Source organism: Actinoplanes subglobosus (assembly GCF_042650585.1).
Taxonomy (GTDB): domain Bacteria; phylum Actinomycetota; class Actinomycetes; order Mycobacteriales; family Micromonosporaceae; genus Actinoplanes; species Actinoplanes subglobosus.
The window spans coordinates 350,927-366,257 of sequence record NZ_JBHSBL010000006.1 but is presented as its reverse complement, the minus strand read 5'-3'; the positions used below and the strand labels follow the sequence as shown (position 1 = coordinate 366,257).

Below are 15,331 nucleotides of genomic sequence, written 5' to 3'. Positions count from 1 at the left end.
CCCCGATGCCGCATCCACCGGTCTCCGGGCACGCTGAACCGGTCCCCGGCCACAGCGGCCGGGCCGCCGACGCCCTCGTCCGCGCGATCGCCGCACGGACCGCGGCCCGTGACCCGGCCGGTGCGGCACGGCTCCGCCTCGACCTGGCCCGCCTGCTGCGCGACACCGGCCGGTGGGACGATGCGACCGAGTCCGCCGAGCGGGCCCGGCGCGATCTGGACCGGGCCGGGCTCACCGACGACGCGACGGCCGCGCGCTGGCTGCTGATCGAGCTGTACGAACACCGCCGCGACCACCAGGCGGAGATCGGCGCGCTGTTCGGCGCGCTGCTGGCGGCACCCCGGTTGCCCGCATCGGTGCCGTCCCGTGCCGTCCTGCTGGAACAGTCCGTCCGGTACCCCGGCCACCGTGACCCCGCCGTCCCGCTGCTGGAGGCCGCCGATCTCCACCGGGACGCGGGCGACACCGCCGCCGAGACCAGGGTGACGTTGGAGGCACTGAGCCGGGCCACCGGGACCCCTCCGCAAGCGGCGGAGCTGGTGTCCCGCGTGGACACTCTGCTCGGTGAGGATGTCTCGCCGTCGCTGCGGGCCGAGCTGTGCCGGCTGGAGGGTCTGCTCGGCCGCCGGGAGCAGGCACTGGCACGGGCCCGCCGCGACCCCGTCGGCCACGGTGACCTGCGGACCCGGGAGGGCTTCCTGCTCCTGGAGCTGGGCCGGTATGCCGAGGCCGAAGCGGTGGCCCGGCCGTGGGCGGGCCGGGAGGACGACGAGTGGTTCTGGGAGGCCGGCCTGATCGTGGTGCGCAGCCTGCGGGCCCGGGACCGGGAGGCCGATGCCGTGGCGTTCCTGGCCGGGCACGGCCTGGAACTCACCGACCTGGACGACGTCCTGCTGGACTGACCGGCCTGCGGCGACCGACTGTCAGCCGGCGACGGCTTTGCGGAACGCCTCGACGGCCAGGCCGGAGACCGCCTTGCCGTGGCCGAAGACGGCGTGGTCGAACTCGAGCTCGGCCAGACGGGCCAGGCTCTCGCCGGCGCGGACCGGATCGGCGGTGACCACCCGCGGCGGGCCGGTCACCCGCCCCCGGCGGCTGGCGGCGGCGTCACCGGCGAACAGCACGCCACCAGCACGGTCCAGCAGGTAGGAGACGTGCCCGCGGGTGTGGCCGGGCGTGTGCAGGGCGGTGAAACCGGGCAGCGGCTCGGAACCGTCGGCGGTGATCAGCTGGTCGACCTTCGTCGGCTCGACCGTGCCGACCATCCGGCCCACCAGCTTGGCCAGGACACCCACCGGCTGCGCGGGCGGCATGTGACCGCCGATCCACGGCACCTCGGCGGCGTGCGCGATCACCCGGGCGCCGGTGCGCTCCCGCAGGGTGGCGAGGCTGCCGACGTGATCGGGGTGATGGTGGGTGACCAGGATCGTGGTCACCTCGCCGAGCGAGCGGCGGATGCCGTGCAGGCCGCGCTCGATCAGCGGCGACCGGCCGGGCAGACCGGTGTCGACCAGCACCACACCGTCGTCGGTGACGACCAGGTGCACGTTGACGTAACCCAGGCGGAGCTCGAAGACCCCGTCGACCACCTCTCGCACACCATGATTCTCTCAGTCGCCGAGAAGCCCGAGGGATCTGGCTCGGTCCACCGCGTCCCGGCGGCTACCGGCGGCCAGTTTCGCCATCACCGCGGCGACGTGGGCGTCGACGGTACGGACCGAGAGGACCAGGCGGGCGGCGATCTCCGGGTTGCGCAGATCGTCGGCGAGCAGGCGGAGCACCTCGGCCTGCCGACCGGTCAGGCCGGCCGGATCTCGATGTCGGCGCCGGGCAGTCCCCGGCGGGCCCGGACCAGGCCGAGCACCACGAGTGCGGGCCGGCGCATCATCGCCGGGGCGTTCTCCTCCCAGCGGGCGTGGCGTTCGGCGTAGGCCATGCCCTCGTCGAGGAGTTCGCCGGCGTCCCGGGCGACCGACAGGCTCTCCTCCAGCAGCCGCCGGCCCCGCGGGTCACCGCGGTCCCAGAGCGCGTAGCCGACGTTGTTCAGCGCGTGCGACAGCACACCGGTCGAACCGGTCGCGCGGGCCAGGACGACGGCCCGCTCCCCCGCGGTGACGGCGGCGTCGGCCTGACCGGCGAGGGCGTGCAGCTGCGACTGGTTGCTGAGACCGGACGCCAGCGCCGCGTCGTCGCCCACCTTCTCCAGCACGTCGACGGCCTCGGTGGCGGCGGTCTCGGCGGCCGGGCGGTCGCCCCAGTACCGGTTGACCCGGGACAACCGGCGCAGCGCCAGGCCGAGGGCGGCCGGTTCGGGCAGGTCGCGGCCCGTTCGAGCTGGTCACGACGTTCGACGCGCTGCACGACATGGGTGATCCGCTCGGCGCGGCCCGGCACGTGCGCTCCCGGCTCACCCCCGACGGCACGTGGATGATCGTCGAACCGGCCGCCGGCACCTCGGTCTACGAGGCAAGACCCTGATCCGGTACGCCGTCCGCCGCCCACGACCGCATCGGTCGGGTCCCGTCGCCACACCGCGACGGGGCTGCGGGGGCACGACCGCGACGCGACCGCCGGGCTGAATCCGCCGGTACCGGTCACCCCCACCGGCTGGCCGTGGTCAGGGAAGCAGCACGCGGGACAGTGTCTGGGCGGCGACGGTCAGGGCTACGGCCGCGACCGCCACGATCACGACGGTGCGGGTGGGGACGAGGTCCGGGCGCAGGTGACGCCACGTCAGGATCGAGTACGGGATGACCAGCAGGATCGCCGTCACGAGGCCGGGGACGTAGCCGCGCACCAGCAGGGCCTGTCCGGCATGGATCACGCCGTGCCAGCCGAACACCAGGACGGCCGCCCGGAAGAACGCCGAGTGGCCGTCGGTCCGCACGCCCTGCACGGCCGCGGCCAGCACCGCCACCCCGACCACGACGGCCGCCAGCGCGAACCGGGGTGTCGTCGTGCCGATGCCGTCCACCAGGGCGGGTGGCCAGCCCTCGGCCAGCAGACGCGGCACGGTCCGGGCCGACCAGGCGGACGCGGTCAGCACCTCCTCCACGTCATGGACCGCCCAGGCGACGAAGAGTCCGGAACAGACCAGCCGGCGAGACATGGATTCGATCGTCACAGGATGCAACGACGGCGGAAAGGGGTAGGTAAGAATGCTGACGGCCGCCGGCTGCTCTCGCCGGGGCCGGCCGACGTGAGAAAGGGACAAGCGCGTGACGGATCGACCGCTCTATGCCGAACTGGGGTTCACCGACGCCGAATGGGGTCTGCTGACCGGCCTGCCGCAGTCGGTGCTCACCGCCGCCAGCGCCGCCAGCCCGGACAGTGCACGCAAGACCCGGGCCGAGAGCGCCGCCGGGCTGGACCGCATCTCCGAAGCCCGGTCGTCGGCGAGCACGCTGGTCGCGGCGGCTGCGACGGCCGCCGTCGCCGAGGCCGGCGACCCGGAGATCGGCGAGGAGCCCCCGGTGATCCAGCCGGGCGACCCGGCCGGATACGCGGCGGACGTCGTCGCCCGGGCCGGTGAGGTGGCGGCGCTGCTGGCCGCGAAGGCGTCCCCGGCCGACGCCGAGACCTACCGCCACTGGATCGTGGCGATCGCCGACGAGGTGGTGGGTGCGGCCTCCAGCGGCGGCGTCCTCGGCATCGGCGCCGAGACGGTCACCGAGAGCGAGCGGACCTTCCGCGACGACCTCGCCAAGGCCCTCGCGGCCTGATCCCGGCCCCCTCCCTCGGCTCGTGGCCCAGGGGCCGGGCCGCACGGTCGCGGCCCCCGGGTGGCGACCTCCGGCCGGTGCACCGCGGCCCCGGGTCGCGGCCTCCAGCCGGCACGCCGCAGCTCCCGGGTCGCGGCCTCCAGCCGGCACGCCAACGCCCCCGGTCGCGGCCTCCAGCCGGCGCCGCGACCCGGCCGGTCAGCGTGGTTCGCCGCGGTAGGTGCCGAACTGCCAGAGGTTGCCCTCCGGGTCGCGGGCCGTGAAGTCGCGGGAACCGTAGTCGGTGGTGAACGGCTCGCGGAGGATCTCGGCCCCGGCGGCGGCCGCGCGGGCGTGCAGCGCGTCGATGTCGTCGGCGACGACGTAGGCGCCGAACGTTCCCGGTGTGAGAGCCCACGGGTCGTCCGGGTCGTCGCGGACCGAGCCGAGCATGATGCCACCGCCGAGCGGCCAGCCGAGCTGGGCGTGATGGACCACCTCCCCCTCGCCGTGGACGACCGTCTCCTCGAAGCCGAACGCTTCGGTGAGGAAGCGGATCAGGGCGCGGGCGTCGTTCGCCCGCAGTGTCGGCCACACCTGCGGTGGCGGGGTCTTCGTGTCGGTCATCGCCTCATCGTCGCGGCCGGCGGGCCGTCAGGCTTGGACGAAACCGAACCCGTCCGCCGATCGGACCAGAGGAACGACGACACGCCGGACCAGCGCAGGAACGGCATGGCAGGTCAGCGCGACAGCGGCACGTCGGGTCAGCAGAAGTCCGGCTCGCCGGGCTGGAAGGGCGGTGACTCATCGGCCAGCCAGCGGGACGGGGCGCAACCCGCGAAGGCCCGGAAGTCGCGGACCAGGTGGGACTGGTCGGCGTAACCGTGGGCGGCGGCCACGTCGGCGAGGCGGACACCGGGGCGGATCGAGCGGCGGGCCCGGTCGAAACGGGCGATCCGGGCGGCCTCCTTGGGGCGGATGCCGAGTTCGGCGCGGAACCGGTCGGTCAGATGGCGCCCGCTCCAGCCGATCCACTCAGCCGCCACAGCCACCGGGACACCGTCGTTGACCAGGTGGAACGCTCGGGTGACCGGTGCCGGGCCGGTGGTGTCGCGCAACCGGCCGCCCAGCACCCGGTCGAGGACGGCGAACCGGTCCGGCCAGTCCGCGGCCGCGGCCAGCCGCTCCCGGACCTCACCGACGAACGCCTCGCCGAAGACGGCGGCCGCGTCCACGTCGAGGTTCGCCAGTTCGGCGGCCGGCAGCCCCAGCAGCGCCCGGCAGCCCTCCGGGCGGACCGCGACCTGCACCCCCGACTGGTTGCCGTCGTGACTGATCAGGGCGGGGGTGAGATGCAGGCCGCCGAGAAGTGACCGGTAACGCCCGGGCGCCTGCCGTGGATCCGGGTGTGCGTCGACGACCAGCTGCTCGTCCAGCGTGAAGATCAGCGTCAGGTAGGGCGACGGCAGACCCCGGTGGACCGCCGGGGCGAGGCCGCGCTGACGGTACCCGGAGTAGAAGCCGATGTGCGGCCGCAGCGCCGGGGCCGGGCGGGCCCGCGCATACTCGTCCATTCCCCGATTCTGCCCGCTCTCTGCGACGATGCGGGGATGTCGCACGCAGTCGTGATCGGTGCCGGGATCGGTGGGCTCGCCTCCGCGCTGGCGTTGCGCCGGGCCGGCTGGGAGGTGACCGTTCTGGAGCGCGCGCCGTCCCTCGATCCGGTCGGTGCCGGGCTGGCCGTCGCCCCGAACGCGCTGCGTGTCCTGGACCTTCTCGGCGTCGGCGGGCACATCCGCGGGCTCGCCTCGCTGCAGGGCGCCGCCGGGATCCGTCGCCCGGACGGCCGGTGGATCTCCCGGACCGATGCGACCAAGGCCGCGGACCGTTACGGCGAGCCCGTCATCGTCGTGCACCGGGCCACTCTCGTCGACACCCTCGCCGGGGCGCTGGAGCCGGGCACGGTCCGTCTCGGCCTGCCGGCCGAGGACGTCGACTCGGAGACGGGCCGGGTGGTCACCGCGGCCGGGACGCTCACCGCCGATCTGGTGGTCGCGGCGGACGGACTTCATTCAGCGGTACGGACGAAACTGTTCCCGTCGCATCCCGGCCCCGTCCACACAGGTGTGACGAGCTGGCGCATCGTCGTCCCGCATCCGGGCGGCACCCTGATGCCGTCCGAGACGTGGGGCGGCGGCCTGATCTTCGGCACGGCGGTGCTCGGCGACGGCCGTGTCTACGCCTACGCGACGGCCCCCGCCCCGGCCGGCACGGCGGCCCCGCCCAGTCACACGGCAGCGGCCCCAGACGGCACGGCGGCGTCTCCAGGCACCACGGCGGCCTCGGACGGTGCGGAGCGGGCGGAGATGCTGCGGCTCTTCGGGGGCTGGCACGAGCCGGTCCCGTCGTTGATCGCGGCGGCCACCGAGGTGGTGCGGACCGACATCCGCTGTCTCGACGAGCCACTGCCACGGTTCCATGCCGGGCGGGTCGCGCTGCTCGGCGACGCCGCCCACGCCATGACGCCCAACCTCGGGCAGGGCGCGTGCCAGGCTCTCGAGGACGCGCTGATCCTGGCCCGGCACGCCGGTGATCTGCCCGCCTACACGGCCGCGCGGCTGCCGCGCACCACCGAGGTCGCCCGGGCCTCCCGGCGGGTGGGGCGTGTCGCCGGGATCGGCAACCCGGTGGCCGAGCTGCTCCGGAACACGGCCATGGCGCTGGCCGGGCGGTTCGGGCCGGACACCGTCCTGCGCCAGATGGACCCGATTCTCAGCTGGCGGCCGCCGGCCACGTGACAGCGGGCGTGGGGTGACGGTGACCACCGCATCCGGCCCGGCGGTCGCGTCGCGGCCGGGAGGGCCGCCTGCCTCGCGGGGACAGCCACGGGACCCGGCGTGGCCGTACCGGATCAATCGCGGCGGATGAGTCCCTGCTCCATGGCCGTGGCGACGGCGGCCGCCCGGTCGCGGACCCCGAGTTTGGCGTAGGCGTGCAGCAGGTGGGTCTTGACGGTGGCCTCGCTGATGAAGAGGCGTTTCGCGGTCTCGCGGTTGGAGCAGCCGCGGGCGATCAGTGTGAGGACTTCGAGTTCGCGCTGGCTGAGGGGTTCCTTGGCGGGTGAGCGGAGCTGGCCCATGAGCCGCCCGGCGACCGTCGGGGAGAGGACGGACTCGCCGCGGTGGGCGGCGACGACGGCGCGGAACAGCTCCTCGCGCGGGGTGTCCTTGAGGAGGTAGCCGGTGGCGCCGGCCTTGATCGCGGGCAGCACGTCGGTGTCGTTGTCGTAGGTGGTCAGGACCAGGACGCGGGCGGACGAGCCACGGGCCTTCAGCTCACGGATCGTGGTGACGCCGTCCATCACGGGCATGCGCAGGTCCATCAGCACGACGTCGGGGGTCACCGACTCGGCGACGGCCAGCGCCTCCCGCCCGTCGCCGGCCTCACCGAGGACGGCGAACCGGTCGTCACCGGCGAACATGCCGCGCAGGCCGTCCCGGACCACCGGGTGATCGTCCACGATGACGACTCTGATCATGCTGGTCCTCCCAGGGACAGGGCCGGCACGCACGCGGAGACGGCGGTGCCTCCGCCGGGTTCCGACTCGACGTCGAGGGTCCCGGCGATACGGGTGAGACGTTCGCTCATGGCGCGCAGGCCGAACCCGCCGTCGGCGGTGACCTCCCGCGGCGCCTCCGGGTCGAACCCGGCGCCGTCGTCACGGACGTCCAGGGTCACCACATCCTCCATGTAGGACAGGGTGAGACCGACACGGCCGGCGGCGGCATGCTTGGCGACGTTGGCGAGAGCCTCCTGGGCGGTCCGCAACAGCGTCGCCTCGATCTCCGGCAGCAGCGGCCGGGCCGTTCCGGTGACGGTCAGGTCGGCGCGGACGCCGTGCAGGCCGGACCAGCCGCGCAGCACCTCGTCGAGGGCCTCCGGCAGACGGTTCGTGTCCAGGTGCTGGGGGCGCAGCGCCTGCACCGACCGGCGGGCCTCGGTGAGGCTCTCCCGGGCGAGACGTTTCGCGGCGGCCAGGTGCCGGTCGCGGTCGCCGGGGTGGGCCTCGGCCGCCTCCAGCTGGGTGACGATGCCGGTGAGGCCCTGGGCGAGGACGTCGTGGATCTCGCCGGCCATCCGCTGCCGTTCGTTGTGGACACCCGCCTCGTGGGCCTGGACGAGGAGCTGGGCGTGCAGTCCGGCGTTCTCCTTGAGGGCGGCGGCGAGTTTAGCGTTGGCCTCGGCGAGCTGGTCGATCCGCCGGACCCGGGTGTCCGCCACACGCTCGTCCCGCAGCGTCACCCAGGTCATGGTCCCGGCGATCAACAGGTTGCAGAGCAGGACCGCGAGGTAGATGACGTATCCGTCGTCCTCGTCGGCGAAGGTGCTCCATCCACCGATCTGGGACATCGCGTTGATCGCGGCGACCGGCAGGGTGCCGGCCAGCTGCCACCGGCCGGGCACCGCGTAACCGAGGAAGATGTAGCCGGTCCAGGTGAAGACGCCGAAGAGCGGACTGCACGCGACCAGCGCGGAGTTGAGGGCGAGCAGTCCGGCCAGGAAGATCAGCATCAGGCCCCGGCACCGCTGCCAGGCCGGGTGCAGATCAACCCACCAGGCGATCCAGGCCGCGGTCACGAGGGTGACCGCGGCGGTCGTGCCCAGGCCGCGCTGGGGCAGCTCCTCGACGCCCCGGGTGACCACGGACAGCAGCAGGGAACCGAACAGGGTGCCGTACGACAGCCCGGTGATCCAGAGCTCTCGGGATGCGGCCGGCCGCTCCAGCGCCTCGGGCTCGTGCATCGTCACTCCCAGCGGAAGAGCTTGACCGCGGCGGCGCCGCAGATCACCAGGTATCCGATGAGAACGGTAATCGAGAGCAGCTCCGGCGACTGTCCCGTGAGGGCGTCGGTCATCAGGTCCTGGCCGGCGGCCAGTGGGGTGAAGTCGCCGATCCGCTGGAGGATCTCCGGCATCAGCTCGCGCGGAGCCCACAGACCGGCGAAGAACATCAGCGGGAAGAACAGGAACGTACCGATGGCGTTGGCGGTCTTGCCGGTCGGTGCGACGGCGGCCAGGAGCAGGCCGATGGAGAACGCGCCGGCGCAGTTGAGCAGGACGGCGAGCAGGAACATGGCCGGGTTCGCCGGGAACGGCACGTCGAACGCGAGGATCGCCACCGAGTAGACCAGCACCATCGACACCAGCACGGTCACCAGGTTCATCACCAGCTGGGCGGCGAGCAGCGTGGCCGGCGGAGCCGGTGTGGTGGCGAGACGGCGCAGGATCCCTCGCTCCCGGTAGGTGGCCAGCACCGACGGCAGGCCCTGCAGGCCGATGATGCCGATCGCCAGGCCGAGAGCCAGCCCGGCGTAGAGGTCGATGACCCGTAGCCCGCCCAGCTCAGGAGGTGACTCCTGCATGGTGGGCACGTTGCCGAGGATCAGCACCAGCAGGACCGGGAAGAGCAGGGTGAAGAAGGCGTAGAGCGGGTCGCGGAGGGTGAGACGGAGCTCGGTCCGCGTCAGCCTGGTGAAGACGGTCATAGCGGTCACTCCTTGCCGGTCAGCTGCACGAAGGCGTCGTCGAGAGTGGATTGTTCGAGGGTCAGTTCGGCGGCCACGATGCCGTTGCCGGCGAGCACTGAGACGACGGCGTGCAACAGGTTGCCGGTGCCGACCACCTCGATCCGCGGCCCCTGGCGGCGCAGCTCGCGCACCTCGGGCAGCACGGTCAGCAGCTCGTCGTCGATCGGGGTGGACGGCCGGAACCGGATCCGCTGCTCGTTGCCGGTCCGCTCGACCAGGCCGGCCGGGGTGTCCAGGGCCACCACGGCACCCTTGTCGATCACCACGATCCGGTCGCAGAGGCGCTCGGCCTCCTCCATGAAGTGGGTGACCAGCAGCAGCGTGACGCCACGGTCGCGGATGCCGGAGATCAGCTCCCAGGTCTCCCGGCGGGCCTGCGGGTCCAGGCCGGTGGTCAGCTCGTCCAGGATCGCGATCTCCGGGTTGCCGATCAGGGCCAGCGCGATCGACAGGCGCTGCTTCTGGCCGCCGGAGAGCTTCCCGAACCGCGACCTCAGCTTCGGCGTCAGGCCCAGATCGTCGGCGAGGGCACGCCAGTCGGCCGGGTTCGGGTAGAAGGTGCTGTAGAGCTCCAGCGCCTCCCGGACGGTGATCTTCTCCTGGAGTTCGCTCTCCTGGAGCTGCACACCGATGACGGACCGCAGGGACGGGTCACCGGCGGGACGTCCGAGGACCGTGATCGATCCGGAGTCGGGGGTGCGCAGGCCGCCGATGCACTCGACGGTGGTGGTCTTGCCGGCGCCGTTCGGGCCGAGGATGCCGAAGATCTCACCCTGCTCGACGGTGAAGGACACATCGCGTACGGCGACGGTCTCGCCGTACCGTTTCGCCAGGTTCCTGACCTCGATGACTGTCATGCATACAGCGTCACCCGGCGACCCTCGTGCCCGAATCGAACAGCGGGCGACGGATCCGGTCCACCGATCGGTTGATGCCGCCCTACACCGCGTCCTCCGCCACGGCCGGCGTCCGCCGCAGGCTCGTGTAGACCGAGCCGATCTGCGCGGCCACCCGCTTCCACGAGTACGCCTGCCGCGCCCGGTCCATCGCCGCCGTCGCGTAGGTGAACCGCCGCACCTTGTCGTTGACCAGCCTGCGCAGCGCACCGCCGAGCGCCCGCGGGTCACGCGCCGGAACCAGGTCACCGGTCAGCCCGTCGACCACCGTCTCGGTGAGGGCGCCGGACGCCGGACCGACGATCGGCACGCCGCAGGCCATCGCCTCCAGCGCGGCCTGCTCCTCCCACGGGGTCGCGATCAGCACGTCGGCGGACCGGTACCAGCTCGGCAGGTCCCGCCGCGGCACCGACCCGACCAGCCGGAAACGGTCGGCGACCTTGAACTGCTCGGCCATCGAGCGGAGCAGCCGGGCGCCCGGGTCCGCAGTCAGTTGCTCAGGCGGGGGGCCGCCGACCAGCACCACCTCGGCGCCCGGCACGAACCGCATGGCCTGGATGACGTCGCCGAACCCCTTGCGCTCGACCAGCTTGCCGACCGACAGGATGCGCGGACGCTCCGGGTCACGCTGGACCGCCGGTCCGTCCGGGCTGAACGTCTCGCTGTCGACGCCGGCCGGGACCACGGTCAGGCTGGCCCGGGGCACGCCGATCCGGACCAGGCCGCGCACCTCCTCCTGGGTCTGCGCGACCACCCGGTCGACCGCCCGGCCCAGCGCCCGCTCGTATCCCGCCCGGGTCGGGCCGTCGGCGACCTCACCGAACTCGCCGAGCTCGTGGAATGACTGCACCACCGGGATGTCGAACTGCTTGGCGGCGGTCACCGCGGCCAGGCCACTGGTCCAGAAGTGGGCGTGCGCCACGTCCGGCGCCCAGCCGTCACGCCACTGCTCGCCGAGGATCCGGGCGAACTCCCCCATGTACGGCAGCACCAGGTCGGCCGGCAGGGGGCGGGCCGGACCGGCCGCGATGTGGACCACGTGCACGCCGCTCGGGGTGATCACCACCTCGGCGACGTCCGGGTCCTCGCGGCGGGTGTAGATCCGGACGTCGTGGCCCAGTTCGGCCAGCGCGGCCGACAGGTCGGCGACCTCGGCGTACTCGGAGATCATCGCAATGTGCACCGGGATCTCCTCCAACAGGCTGGGGTCGGCTACGCGCCAGCAGTTGCCCGACAGCACGAACCGTAAACATGGGATGCCAGTTACAGACTGTCTGAGCAGGGTAAACCGAATGCCGTGGCGATCGTGACACGAACCGTTCAGGCCCCACCCGACAAGGTTTTCGCGGTCCTCGCCGACGGCTGGACCTACAGCGACTGGGTGGTCGGCACCGTCCACGTCCGCGACGTCGAGCCCTCGTGGCCGGCGCCGGGCGCGAGACTCCACCACAAGGCCGGCCCGTGGCCGCTGTCCCTGCAGGACTCGTCGACGGTCCTCGCCTGCGATCCCGGCCGGTCGCTGAAACTGAACGCCGGGTTGTGGCCGCTCGGTGCGGCCGAGGTCGACATCCGGCTGACCCCGGTGGAACACGGCGCGACCCGGGTGGAGATCGAGGAGGACTTCACCGAGGGCCCGCTGCGGTGGGCCCGCAACAAACTCAACGACCTGCTCCTCCACCGCCGCAACGTGGAGACCCTCCGCCGCCTCGCCGACATCGCCGAACGTCAGCGGCGTGCGGACAGCTCCAGGTAGAGGTCGGCATACCGGTCGAGGATCGGTTTGATATCGGTGGTGGCGGCGGCGGTCAGGATGTCGAAGATGTGCCGGTACGACTGGAGGTCGGAGACCACCTCCGAGGTGAGCGACACCGTGTAGAGATCGATGAGCACATGCGTGTCGTCGAGCAGCTCGAAACTGTGGCTCAGCGGGAAGATCAGCGCCGCGTCGGCCGGGATTATCGCGATCGTGACGTTGTCCTGCTCGGCGGTCTCCCGGATCCGGCGGATCTGCGCCACCATGTCCTCGGGGTTGCCGAGCCGGTTGCTGAGAGTCGCCTCGGTCATGATGAGGTGGAACGTCTTGCCGGGAGCGGCGAGGATCTGCTGCCGCTGCATGCGGGCCGCGACGGCACCGTAGAGACCGGACTTCATCCCACCGGCCCCGCCGGGCATGTCGTACCAGGGTCGCATGACCGCTTCGGCGTAGCCGCTGACCTGAACGAGTCCGGGGACGATGGAGGGCTGGAAGACCCGGATCTCCCGGGCCGCCCACTCCGCTTCCTGTAGTTCGGCCTGTTTCCGGGTCAGCTGGCTCGAACTCTCCGGGCGCCACTGGTCCATGTCATGACCGGCGCGCGACTCGGTTGCCAACCGGACCAGCTCATCCACCCGGGCGGGGGCGAGCCGCATCGCCTCGGCTAGCAGACGCACGTCGTCGGGACTCGCCGACGATTGGCCGGTCTCTATCCGTGACACCTTCGACTGGGTCAGGCCGGCCCTGGCCGCCAAGGCGCTGCCACTCAGGCGCAACTCCTCACGATGGGCCCGCAGGAGTGAGCCGACACTCAGCGTTTCCGAGCTGGACCCATGACCTTCCGACACGAGCCCAGCCCTCCTAGCCTGTTCCGGAATCCTGCTCAGGACTGCTTCGCAAGGTGAGCGGCCTCGGCGAGCAGAGCGAGCGGGATCTCCACCATCTGCTCACCCGAGGGCATGTCGACACCGGCGGCGCGCGCCTGATCAGCGGTGACCGTGTAGCCCTGGACCATGATGGTGCCACGATTCGTCTCGTACACCGTCGGGCATGTGCCTGTGCTGCACGAGTAGGCGATCGCGGTGAGGCTAAGGTCCGATTTATCAGAATTCTGCATCGTGTCAGTATCCATGTATCACGGATTTCAATGCAGCGCAGGGTACCCCCTATGCACCATCAAGACCAGCACCTGAACAGGCGAGCATGATGCATTGCATTGACCATGAGATGCATTGCATCATGAATGGCAGGTCGACCGACCCGCATGGACGCATTGCATCTACGTGACGATGCCGTCACTCCTGTCCGCCCCGCGACAAGGAGCCATCATGTCGACGAGCGATCTGGCCTTCGGCCAACATGCCGGCAGCCTCCTCTACCTGGTCATCGCAGGGGCCTGCCTGCTCCTGGCCCTGCATCTGATCAAGCGCGCCGTAGCCCCCATCGGTGCCCTCGTCCAGGCCGCCGCCGCGCTGGCCGCCGGCGGGCTGGCCGTCGGGGCCGCTCTCGTCCTGATAGCCGCGGCCCTGGTGGGAGGATTCTGATGATCGTCGCCGTCGTCGCGCTGCTGGTGGTGTTCATGCTGCTGGTCGAGATAACGGCCGCGATCGCCCCGATCCTGATCATCGTGACCCTGGTTCCGCGGGAGGACCGCCTCGCATTGGCCCACCTGCTCGCTCAGGTCGACAGTTCCCGGCGACTCCGCCTCTGGCCTGCGCTGCGGGCCGCGACGGCGCACCGCCGTGAGCTGATCAGCGGTAGATCACCCGGTGGGCCGCGCCGATGACCGCTGGATAGAGCGGGTTCCCGTGCCGGGCCAGCGCCGCCCGTGCCGCGTTGGCTCCCGGCGCCCCGTGTACGCCGCCGCCCGGATGTGCCGACGAGCTGCCGAGATAGAGCCGGTCGACGGGGGTGTCGGCCCGTCCCAGGCCGGGCACCGGGCGCAGGAACAGCTGCTGGAACGCGGCCGCCGTACCCCCGCCGAGTGCTCCTCCGACGAGTGACGGGTTCTCCCGTTCCATGTCGCCGGGGGCGAACACGTTGCGTCCCACGACCTCGCTCCGGAACCCGGGGGCGTGTGCCTCGACGACCGCCTCCATCCGTTCGACGTGGGCGGCGATCTCGTCGGGGTGCCAGGACGGGCGGTGCGGCAGGTGGGTGTACGCCCACATCGACTCGGTCCCGGCCGGTGACCGCCCGGCGTCGGTGGTGGTCATCTGCCCGGCGAGCAGGAACGGGTCGGGAGGCATCTCGCCGGCGGCCAGGTGCGCGGCGTACCGGGTGAGGCCGTTCATGTCGGCGCCCAGGTGGACGGTCCCGGCACCGGAGGCCGCCGGGTTCTTCCAGGGCACCTTCGACCGTACCGCCCAATCGATCTTGATCGTCGCCCCGTCCCAGCGGAAGTGCTCCAGGTCCTCGCGGAGCCGGGGCGGCAGCCAGCGCGGGCCGACCATGTCGAGGTAGAGCGCGGGCGCCGGCACGTCGGCGATCACCGCGCGGCGGGCCCGCCAGTCACGGCCGTCCGCCGTGCGCACCCCCATGGCCTGTCCCCGCGCGACGAGGATCCGGGTGACCGGGGCGTCGTAGACGGTCTCGCCGGGGAACCGCCGTACCAGCGCCGAGGTCAGTTCGCCCGCGCCGCCGACCGGGGCCGGCCAGCCGATCTCCTGCCCGAGCATGGCGAGCAGCCAGCCGTAGACGCCGCCGCCCGCCTCCTCCGGCGACAGGTCGGTGTGCAGCGTGCAGCCGGCCAGCGCCAGGGCCGCGCCCTCGCCGTCGAACAGTTCGGAACCGAGTTCGCGTACCGACAGCACGAGCCGGCGGGCCAGCCGCAGGGCGCCGCCGAGCTTGAGCCGCCGGACCAGCCCGACACTGTGCCGGACCGGCGGAAACGGTGTGAACAGGGTGTCCAGCATGGTGCCGGAGACGGACCGCCATTCGGCGTAGGCGTTGCGCCACCGATCGCCGTCACCGGGCGCGAACTGTTCCATCGACGCGGCGGTCCGGTCGACGTCGCGGCTGACGGTGGCGGCCCGCCCGTCCGGCAGCAGGTGGGTGAAGACGTCGGGCGCGTGTGCCCACCGCACGTCGAGGTCGAGTCCGCGCAGCACCGGGGAGGCGTACCCGAGCGGGTAGAAGGCACTGAAGAGGTCGGAGAGATAGCCGGGCGCCGTCACATGTCCGGACCGGACCGCCCCGCCGGGTTGCGGGGTGGCCTCCAGCACCCGGACCGTCCATCCGGCGTCGGCCAGCAGGTTCGCCGCGACGAGACCGTTGTGCCCGGCCCCGACGACAATCGCGTCCACGTCGTCCACGTTTCGCAAGCTACCTGGTGTTTAGGGCATCCGCTGCCGGGCACCTCAGTGATCGTGCAAGCAAGCGAAGGGAGAACGG

General features: G+C 72.2%; 20 protein-coding genes. 6 read left to right on the top strand and 14 right to left on the bottom strand.

Going from position 1 to position 15,331, the window contains the following annotated elements; translation table 11 throughout:
• Positions 1-5: 5 nt before the first annotated feature.
• A complete protein-coding gene (locus ACFO0C_RS07850; protein ID WP_378065877.1) occupies positions 6-902 on the top strand; it encodes a hypothetical protein in 897 nt (298 codons plus the stop codon).
• A 21-nt stretch (positions 903-923) separates the two neighbouring features.
• Here ACFO0C_RS07850 and ACFO0C_RS07845 read toward each other — a convergent pair whose 3' ends face one another.
• The 4 genes from ACFO0C_RS07845 to ACFO0C_RS07830 all read right to left on the bottom strand — a co-directional run bounded on the left by ACFO0C_RS07845 (position 924) and on the right by ACFO0C_RS07830 (position 3,109).
• The gene (locus ACFO0C_RS07845) at positions 924-1,598 is read right to left on the bottom strand and encodes an MBL fold metallo-hydrolase (RefSeq protein WP_378065876.1); all 675 of its coding nucleotides are present in this window, start codon (positions 1,596-1,598) and stop codon (positions 924-926) included.
• Positions 1,599-1,610: 12 nt separating this feature from the next.
• Positions 1,611-1,781 carry a LuxR C-terminal-related transcriptional regulator gene (locus ACFO0C_RS07840; protein WP_378065875.1) on the bottom strand — a complete coding sequence of 57 codons (171 nt, stop codon included), beginning with the start codon at positions 1,779-1,781 and terminating at the stop codon, positions 1,611-1,613.
• Between the two features lie 17 nt (positions 1,782-1,798).
• Positions 1,799-2,278 (bottom strand): hypothetical protein, encoded by a 480-nt coding sequence (locus ACFO0C_RS07835; protein WP_378065874.1) that lies wholly within the window; start codon positions 2,276-2,278, stop codon positions 1,799-1,801.
• Between the two features lie 339 nt (positions 2,279-2,617).
• Complete coding sequence (locus tag ACFO0C_RS07830) at positions 2,618-3,109, bottom strand: HXXEE domain-containing protein (RefSeq protein WP_378065873.1); 492 nt, start codon at positions 3,107-3,109, stop codon at positions 2,618-2,620.
• A 109-nt stretch (positions 3,110-3,218) separates the two neighbouring features.
• Between ACFO0C_RS07830 and ACFO0C_RS07825 the strand changes: the two genes are divergently transcribed.
• Entirely contained in the window at positions 3,219-3,722 is a 504-nt protein-coding gene (locus ACFO0C_RS07825) for a hypothetical protein (RefSeq protein ID WP_378065872.1), read from the top strand.
• A gap of 198 nt (positions 3,723-3,920) precedes the next feature.
• Here the strand turns inward: ACFO0C_RS07825 and ACFO0C_RS07820 are convergent, their stop codons facing one another.
• Positions 3,921-4,328, bottom strand: a complete 408-nt coding sequence (locus tag ACFO0C_RS07820) for a VOC family protein (protein ID WP_378065871.1) — start codon at positions 4,326-4,328, stop codon at positions 3,921-3,923.
• Between the two features lie 137 nt (positions 4,329-4,465).
• Complete coding sequence (locus ACFO0C_RS07815) at positions 4,466-5,275, bottom strand: AraC family transcriptional regulator (RefSeq protein WP_378065870.1); 810 nt, start codon at positions 5,273-5,275, stop codon at positions 4,466-4,468.
• 36 nt (positions 5,276-5,311) lie between these two features.
• Here ACFO0C_RS07815 and ACFO0C_RS07810 point away from each other — a divergent pair, with 36 nt between their 5' ends.
• Positions 5,312-6,499 (top strand): FAD-dependent oxidoreductase, encoded by a 1,188-nt coding sequence (locus ACFO0C_RS07810; protein WP_378065869.1) that lies wholly within the window; start codon positions 5,312-5,314, stop codon positions 6,497-6,499.
• Between the two features lie 113 nt (positions 6,500-6,612).
• Here the strand turns inward: ACFO0C_RS07810 and ACFO0C_RS07805 are convergent, their stop codons facing one another.
• From ACFO0C_RS07805 to ACFO0C_RS07785, 5 genes are all read right to left on the bottom strand, one after another.
• Positions 6,613-7,239 (bottom strand): response regulator, encoded by a 627-nt coding sequence (locus tag ACFO0C_RS07805; protein ID WP_378065868.1) that lies wholly within the window; start codon positions 7,237-7,239, stop codon positions 6,613-6,615.
• Positions 7,236-8,504 (bottom strand): sensor histidine kinase, encoded by a 1,269-nt coding sequence (locus ACFO0C_RS07800; protein ID WP_378065867.1) that lies wholly within the window; start codon positions 8,502-8,504, stop codon positions 7,236-7,238. The genes ACFO0C_RS07805 and ACFO0C_RS07800 overlap by 4 nt, the downstream gene beginning before the upstream one ends.
• 2 nt (positions 8,505-8,506) lie before the next feature.
• Positions 8,507-9,247: an ABC transporter permease gene (locus ACFO0C_RS07795; RefSeq protein ID WP_378065866.1), complete on the bottom strand. Its 741-nt coding sequence runs from the start codon at positions 9,245-9,247 to the stop codon at positions 8,507-8,509.
• Positions 9,248-9,252: 5 nt separating this feature from the next.
• Positions 9,253-10,146 carry an ABC transporter ATP-binding protein gene (locus tag ACFO0C_RS07790; RefSeq protein ID WP_378065865.1) on the bottom strand — a complete coding sequence of 298 codons (894 nt, stop codon included), beginning with the start codon at positions 10,144-10,146 and terminating at the stop codon, positions 9,253-9,255.
• An 82-nt stretch (positions 10,147-10,228) separates the two neighbouring features.
• Positions 10,229-11,368, bottom strand: coding sequence for a glycosyltransferase (locus ACFO0C_RS07785; RefSeq protein WP_378065864.1), 1,140 nt, complete (start codon positions 11,366-11,368; stop codon positions 10,229-10,231).
• A gap of 123 nt (positions 11,369-11,491) precedes the next feature.
• Between ACFO0C_RS07785 and ACFO0C_RS07780 the strand changes: the two genes are divergently transcribed.
• On the top strand, positions 11,492-11,938 hold the full coding sequence (locus ACFO0C_RS07780; RefSeq protein WP_378065863.1) for an SRPBCC family protein: 447 nt from the start codon (positions 11,492-11,494) through the stop codon (positions 11,936-11,938).
• Here the strand turns inward: ACFO0C_RS07780 and ACFO0C_RS07775 are convergent.
• Both ACFO0C_RS07775 and ACFO0C_RS07770 read right to left on the bottom strand, forming a co-directional pair.
• Entirely contained in the window at positions 11,911-12,786 is an 876-nt protein-coding gene (locus tag ACFO0C_RS07775) for a helix-turn-helix domain-containing protein (RefSeq protein ID WP_378065862.1), read from the bottom strand. The two genes, ACFO0C_RS07780 and ACFO0C_RS07775, sit on opposite strands and share 28 nt — an antisense overlap.
• Positions 12,787-12,821: 35 nt before the next feature.
• Positions 12,822-13,055: a hypothetical protein gene (locus tag ACFO0C_RS07770; protein WP_378065861.1), complete on the bottom strand. Its 234-nt coding sequence runs from the start codon at positions 13,053-13,055 to the stop codon at positions 12,822-12,824.
• Between the two features lie 211 nt (positions 13,056-13,266).
• Here ACFO0C_RS07770 and ACFO0C_RS07765 point away from each other — a divergent pair, with 211 nt between their 5' ends.
• Positions 13,267-13,482 (top strand): hypothetical protein, encoded by a 216-nt coding sequence (locus ACFO0C_RS07765; RefSeq protein WP_378065860.1) that lies wholly within the window; start codon positions 13,267-13,269, stop codon positions 13,480-13,482.
• Complete coding sequence (locus tag ACFO0C_RS07760; protein WP_378065859.1) at positions 13,482-13,724, top strand: hypothetical protein; 243 nt, start codon at positions 13,482-13,484, stop codon at positions 13,722-13,724. Before ACFO0C_RS07765 ends, ACFO0C_RS07760 begins: the two co-directional genes overlap by 1 nt.
• On the opposite strand, the gene ACFO0C_RS07755 is transcribed toward ACFO0C_RS07760, so the two are convergent.
• Positions 13,690-15,252 (bottom strand): phytoene desaturase family protein, encoded by a 1,563-nt coding sequence (locus ACFO0C_RS07755; RefSeq protein ID WP_378065858.1) that lies wholly within the window; start codon positions 15,250-15,252, stop codon positions 13,690-13,692. The genes ACFO0C_RS07760 and ACFO0C_RS07755 overlap by 35 nt on opposite strands.
• Between the last annotated feature and the right edge of the window lie 79 nt (positions 15,253-15,331).

What these genes read in the sequence shown, in the direction of transcription:
- ACFO0C_RS07830 (WP_378065873.1), bottom strand. Translation starts at nt 3,109, where the DNA reads ATGTCTCGCCGGCTGGTCTGTTCCGGACTCTTCGTCGCCTGGGCGGTC.
- ACFO0C_RS07770 (WP_378065861.1), bottom strand. Translation starts at nt 13,055, where the DNA reads ATGCAGAATTCTGATAAATCGGACCTTAGCCTCACCGCGATCGCCTAC.
- ACFO0C_RS07820 (WP_378065871.1), bottom strand. Translation starts at nt 4,328, where the DNA reads ATGACCGACACGAAGACCCCGCCACCGCAGGTGTGGCCGACACTGCGG.
- ACFO0C_RS07760 (WP_378065859.1), top strand. Translation starts at nt 13,482, where the DNA reads ATGATCGTCGCCGTCGTCGCGCTGCTGGTGGTGTTCATGCTGCTGGTC.
- ACFO0C_RS07800 (WP_378065867.1), bottom strand. Translation starts at nt 8,504, where the DNA reads ATGCACGAGCCCGAGGCGCTGGAGCGGCCGGCCGCATCCCGAGAGCTC.
- ACFO0C_RS07790 (WP_378065865.1), bottom strand. Translation starts at nt 10,146, where the DNA reads ATGACAGTCATCGAGGTCAGGAACCTGGCGAAACGGTACGGCGAGACC.
- ACFO0C_RS07815 (WP_378065870.1), bottom strand. Translation starts at nt 5,275, where the DNA reads ATGGACGAGTATGCGCGGGCCCGCCCGGCCCCGGCGCTGCGGCCGCAC.
- ACFO0C_RS07810 (WP_378065869.1), top strand. Translation starts at nt 5,312, where the DNA reads ATGTCGCACGCAGTCGTGATCGGTGCCGGGATCGGTGGGCTCGCCTCC.
- ACFO0C_RS07850 (WP_378065877.1), top strand. Translation starts at nt 6, where the DNA reads ATGCCGCATCCACCGGTCTCCGGGCACGCTGAACCGGTCCCCGGCCAC.
- ACFO0C_RS07765 (WP_378065860.1), top strand. Translation starts at nt 13,267, where the DNA reads ATGTCGACGAGCGATCTGGCCTTCGGCCAACATGCCGGCAGCCTCCTC.
- ACFO0C_RS07795 (WP_378065866.1), bottom strand. Translation starts at nt 9,247, where the DNA reads ATGACCGTCTTCACCAGGCTGACGCGGACCGAGCTCCGTCTCACCCTC.
- ACFO0C_RS07805 (WP_378065868.1), bottom strand. Translation starts at nt 7,239, where the DNA reads ATGATCAGAGTCGTCATCGTGGACGATCACCCGGTGGTCCGGGACGGC.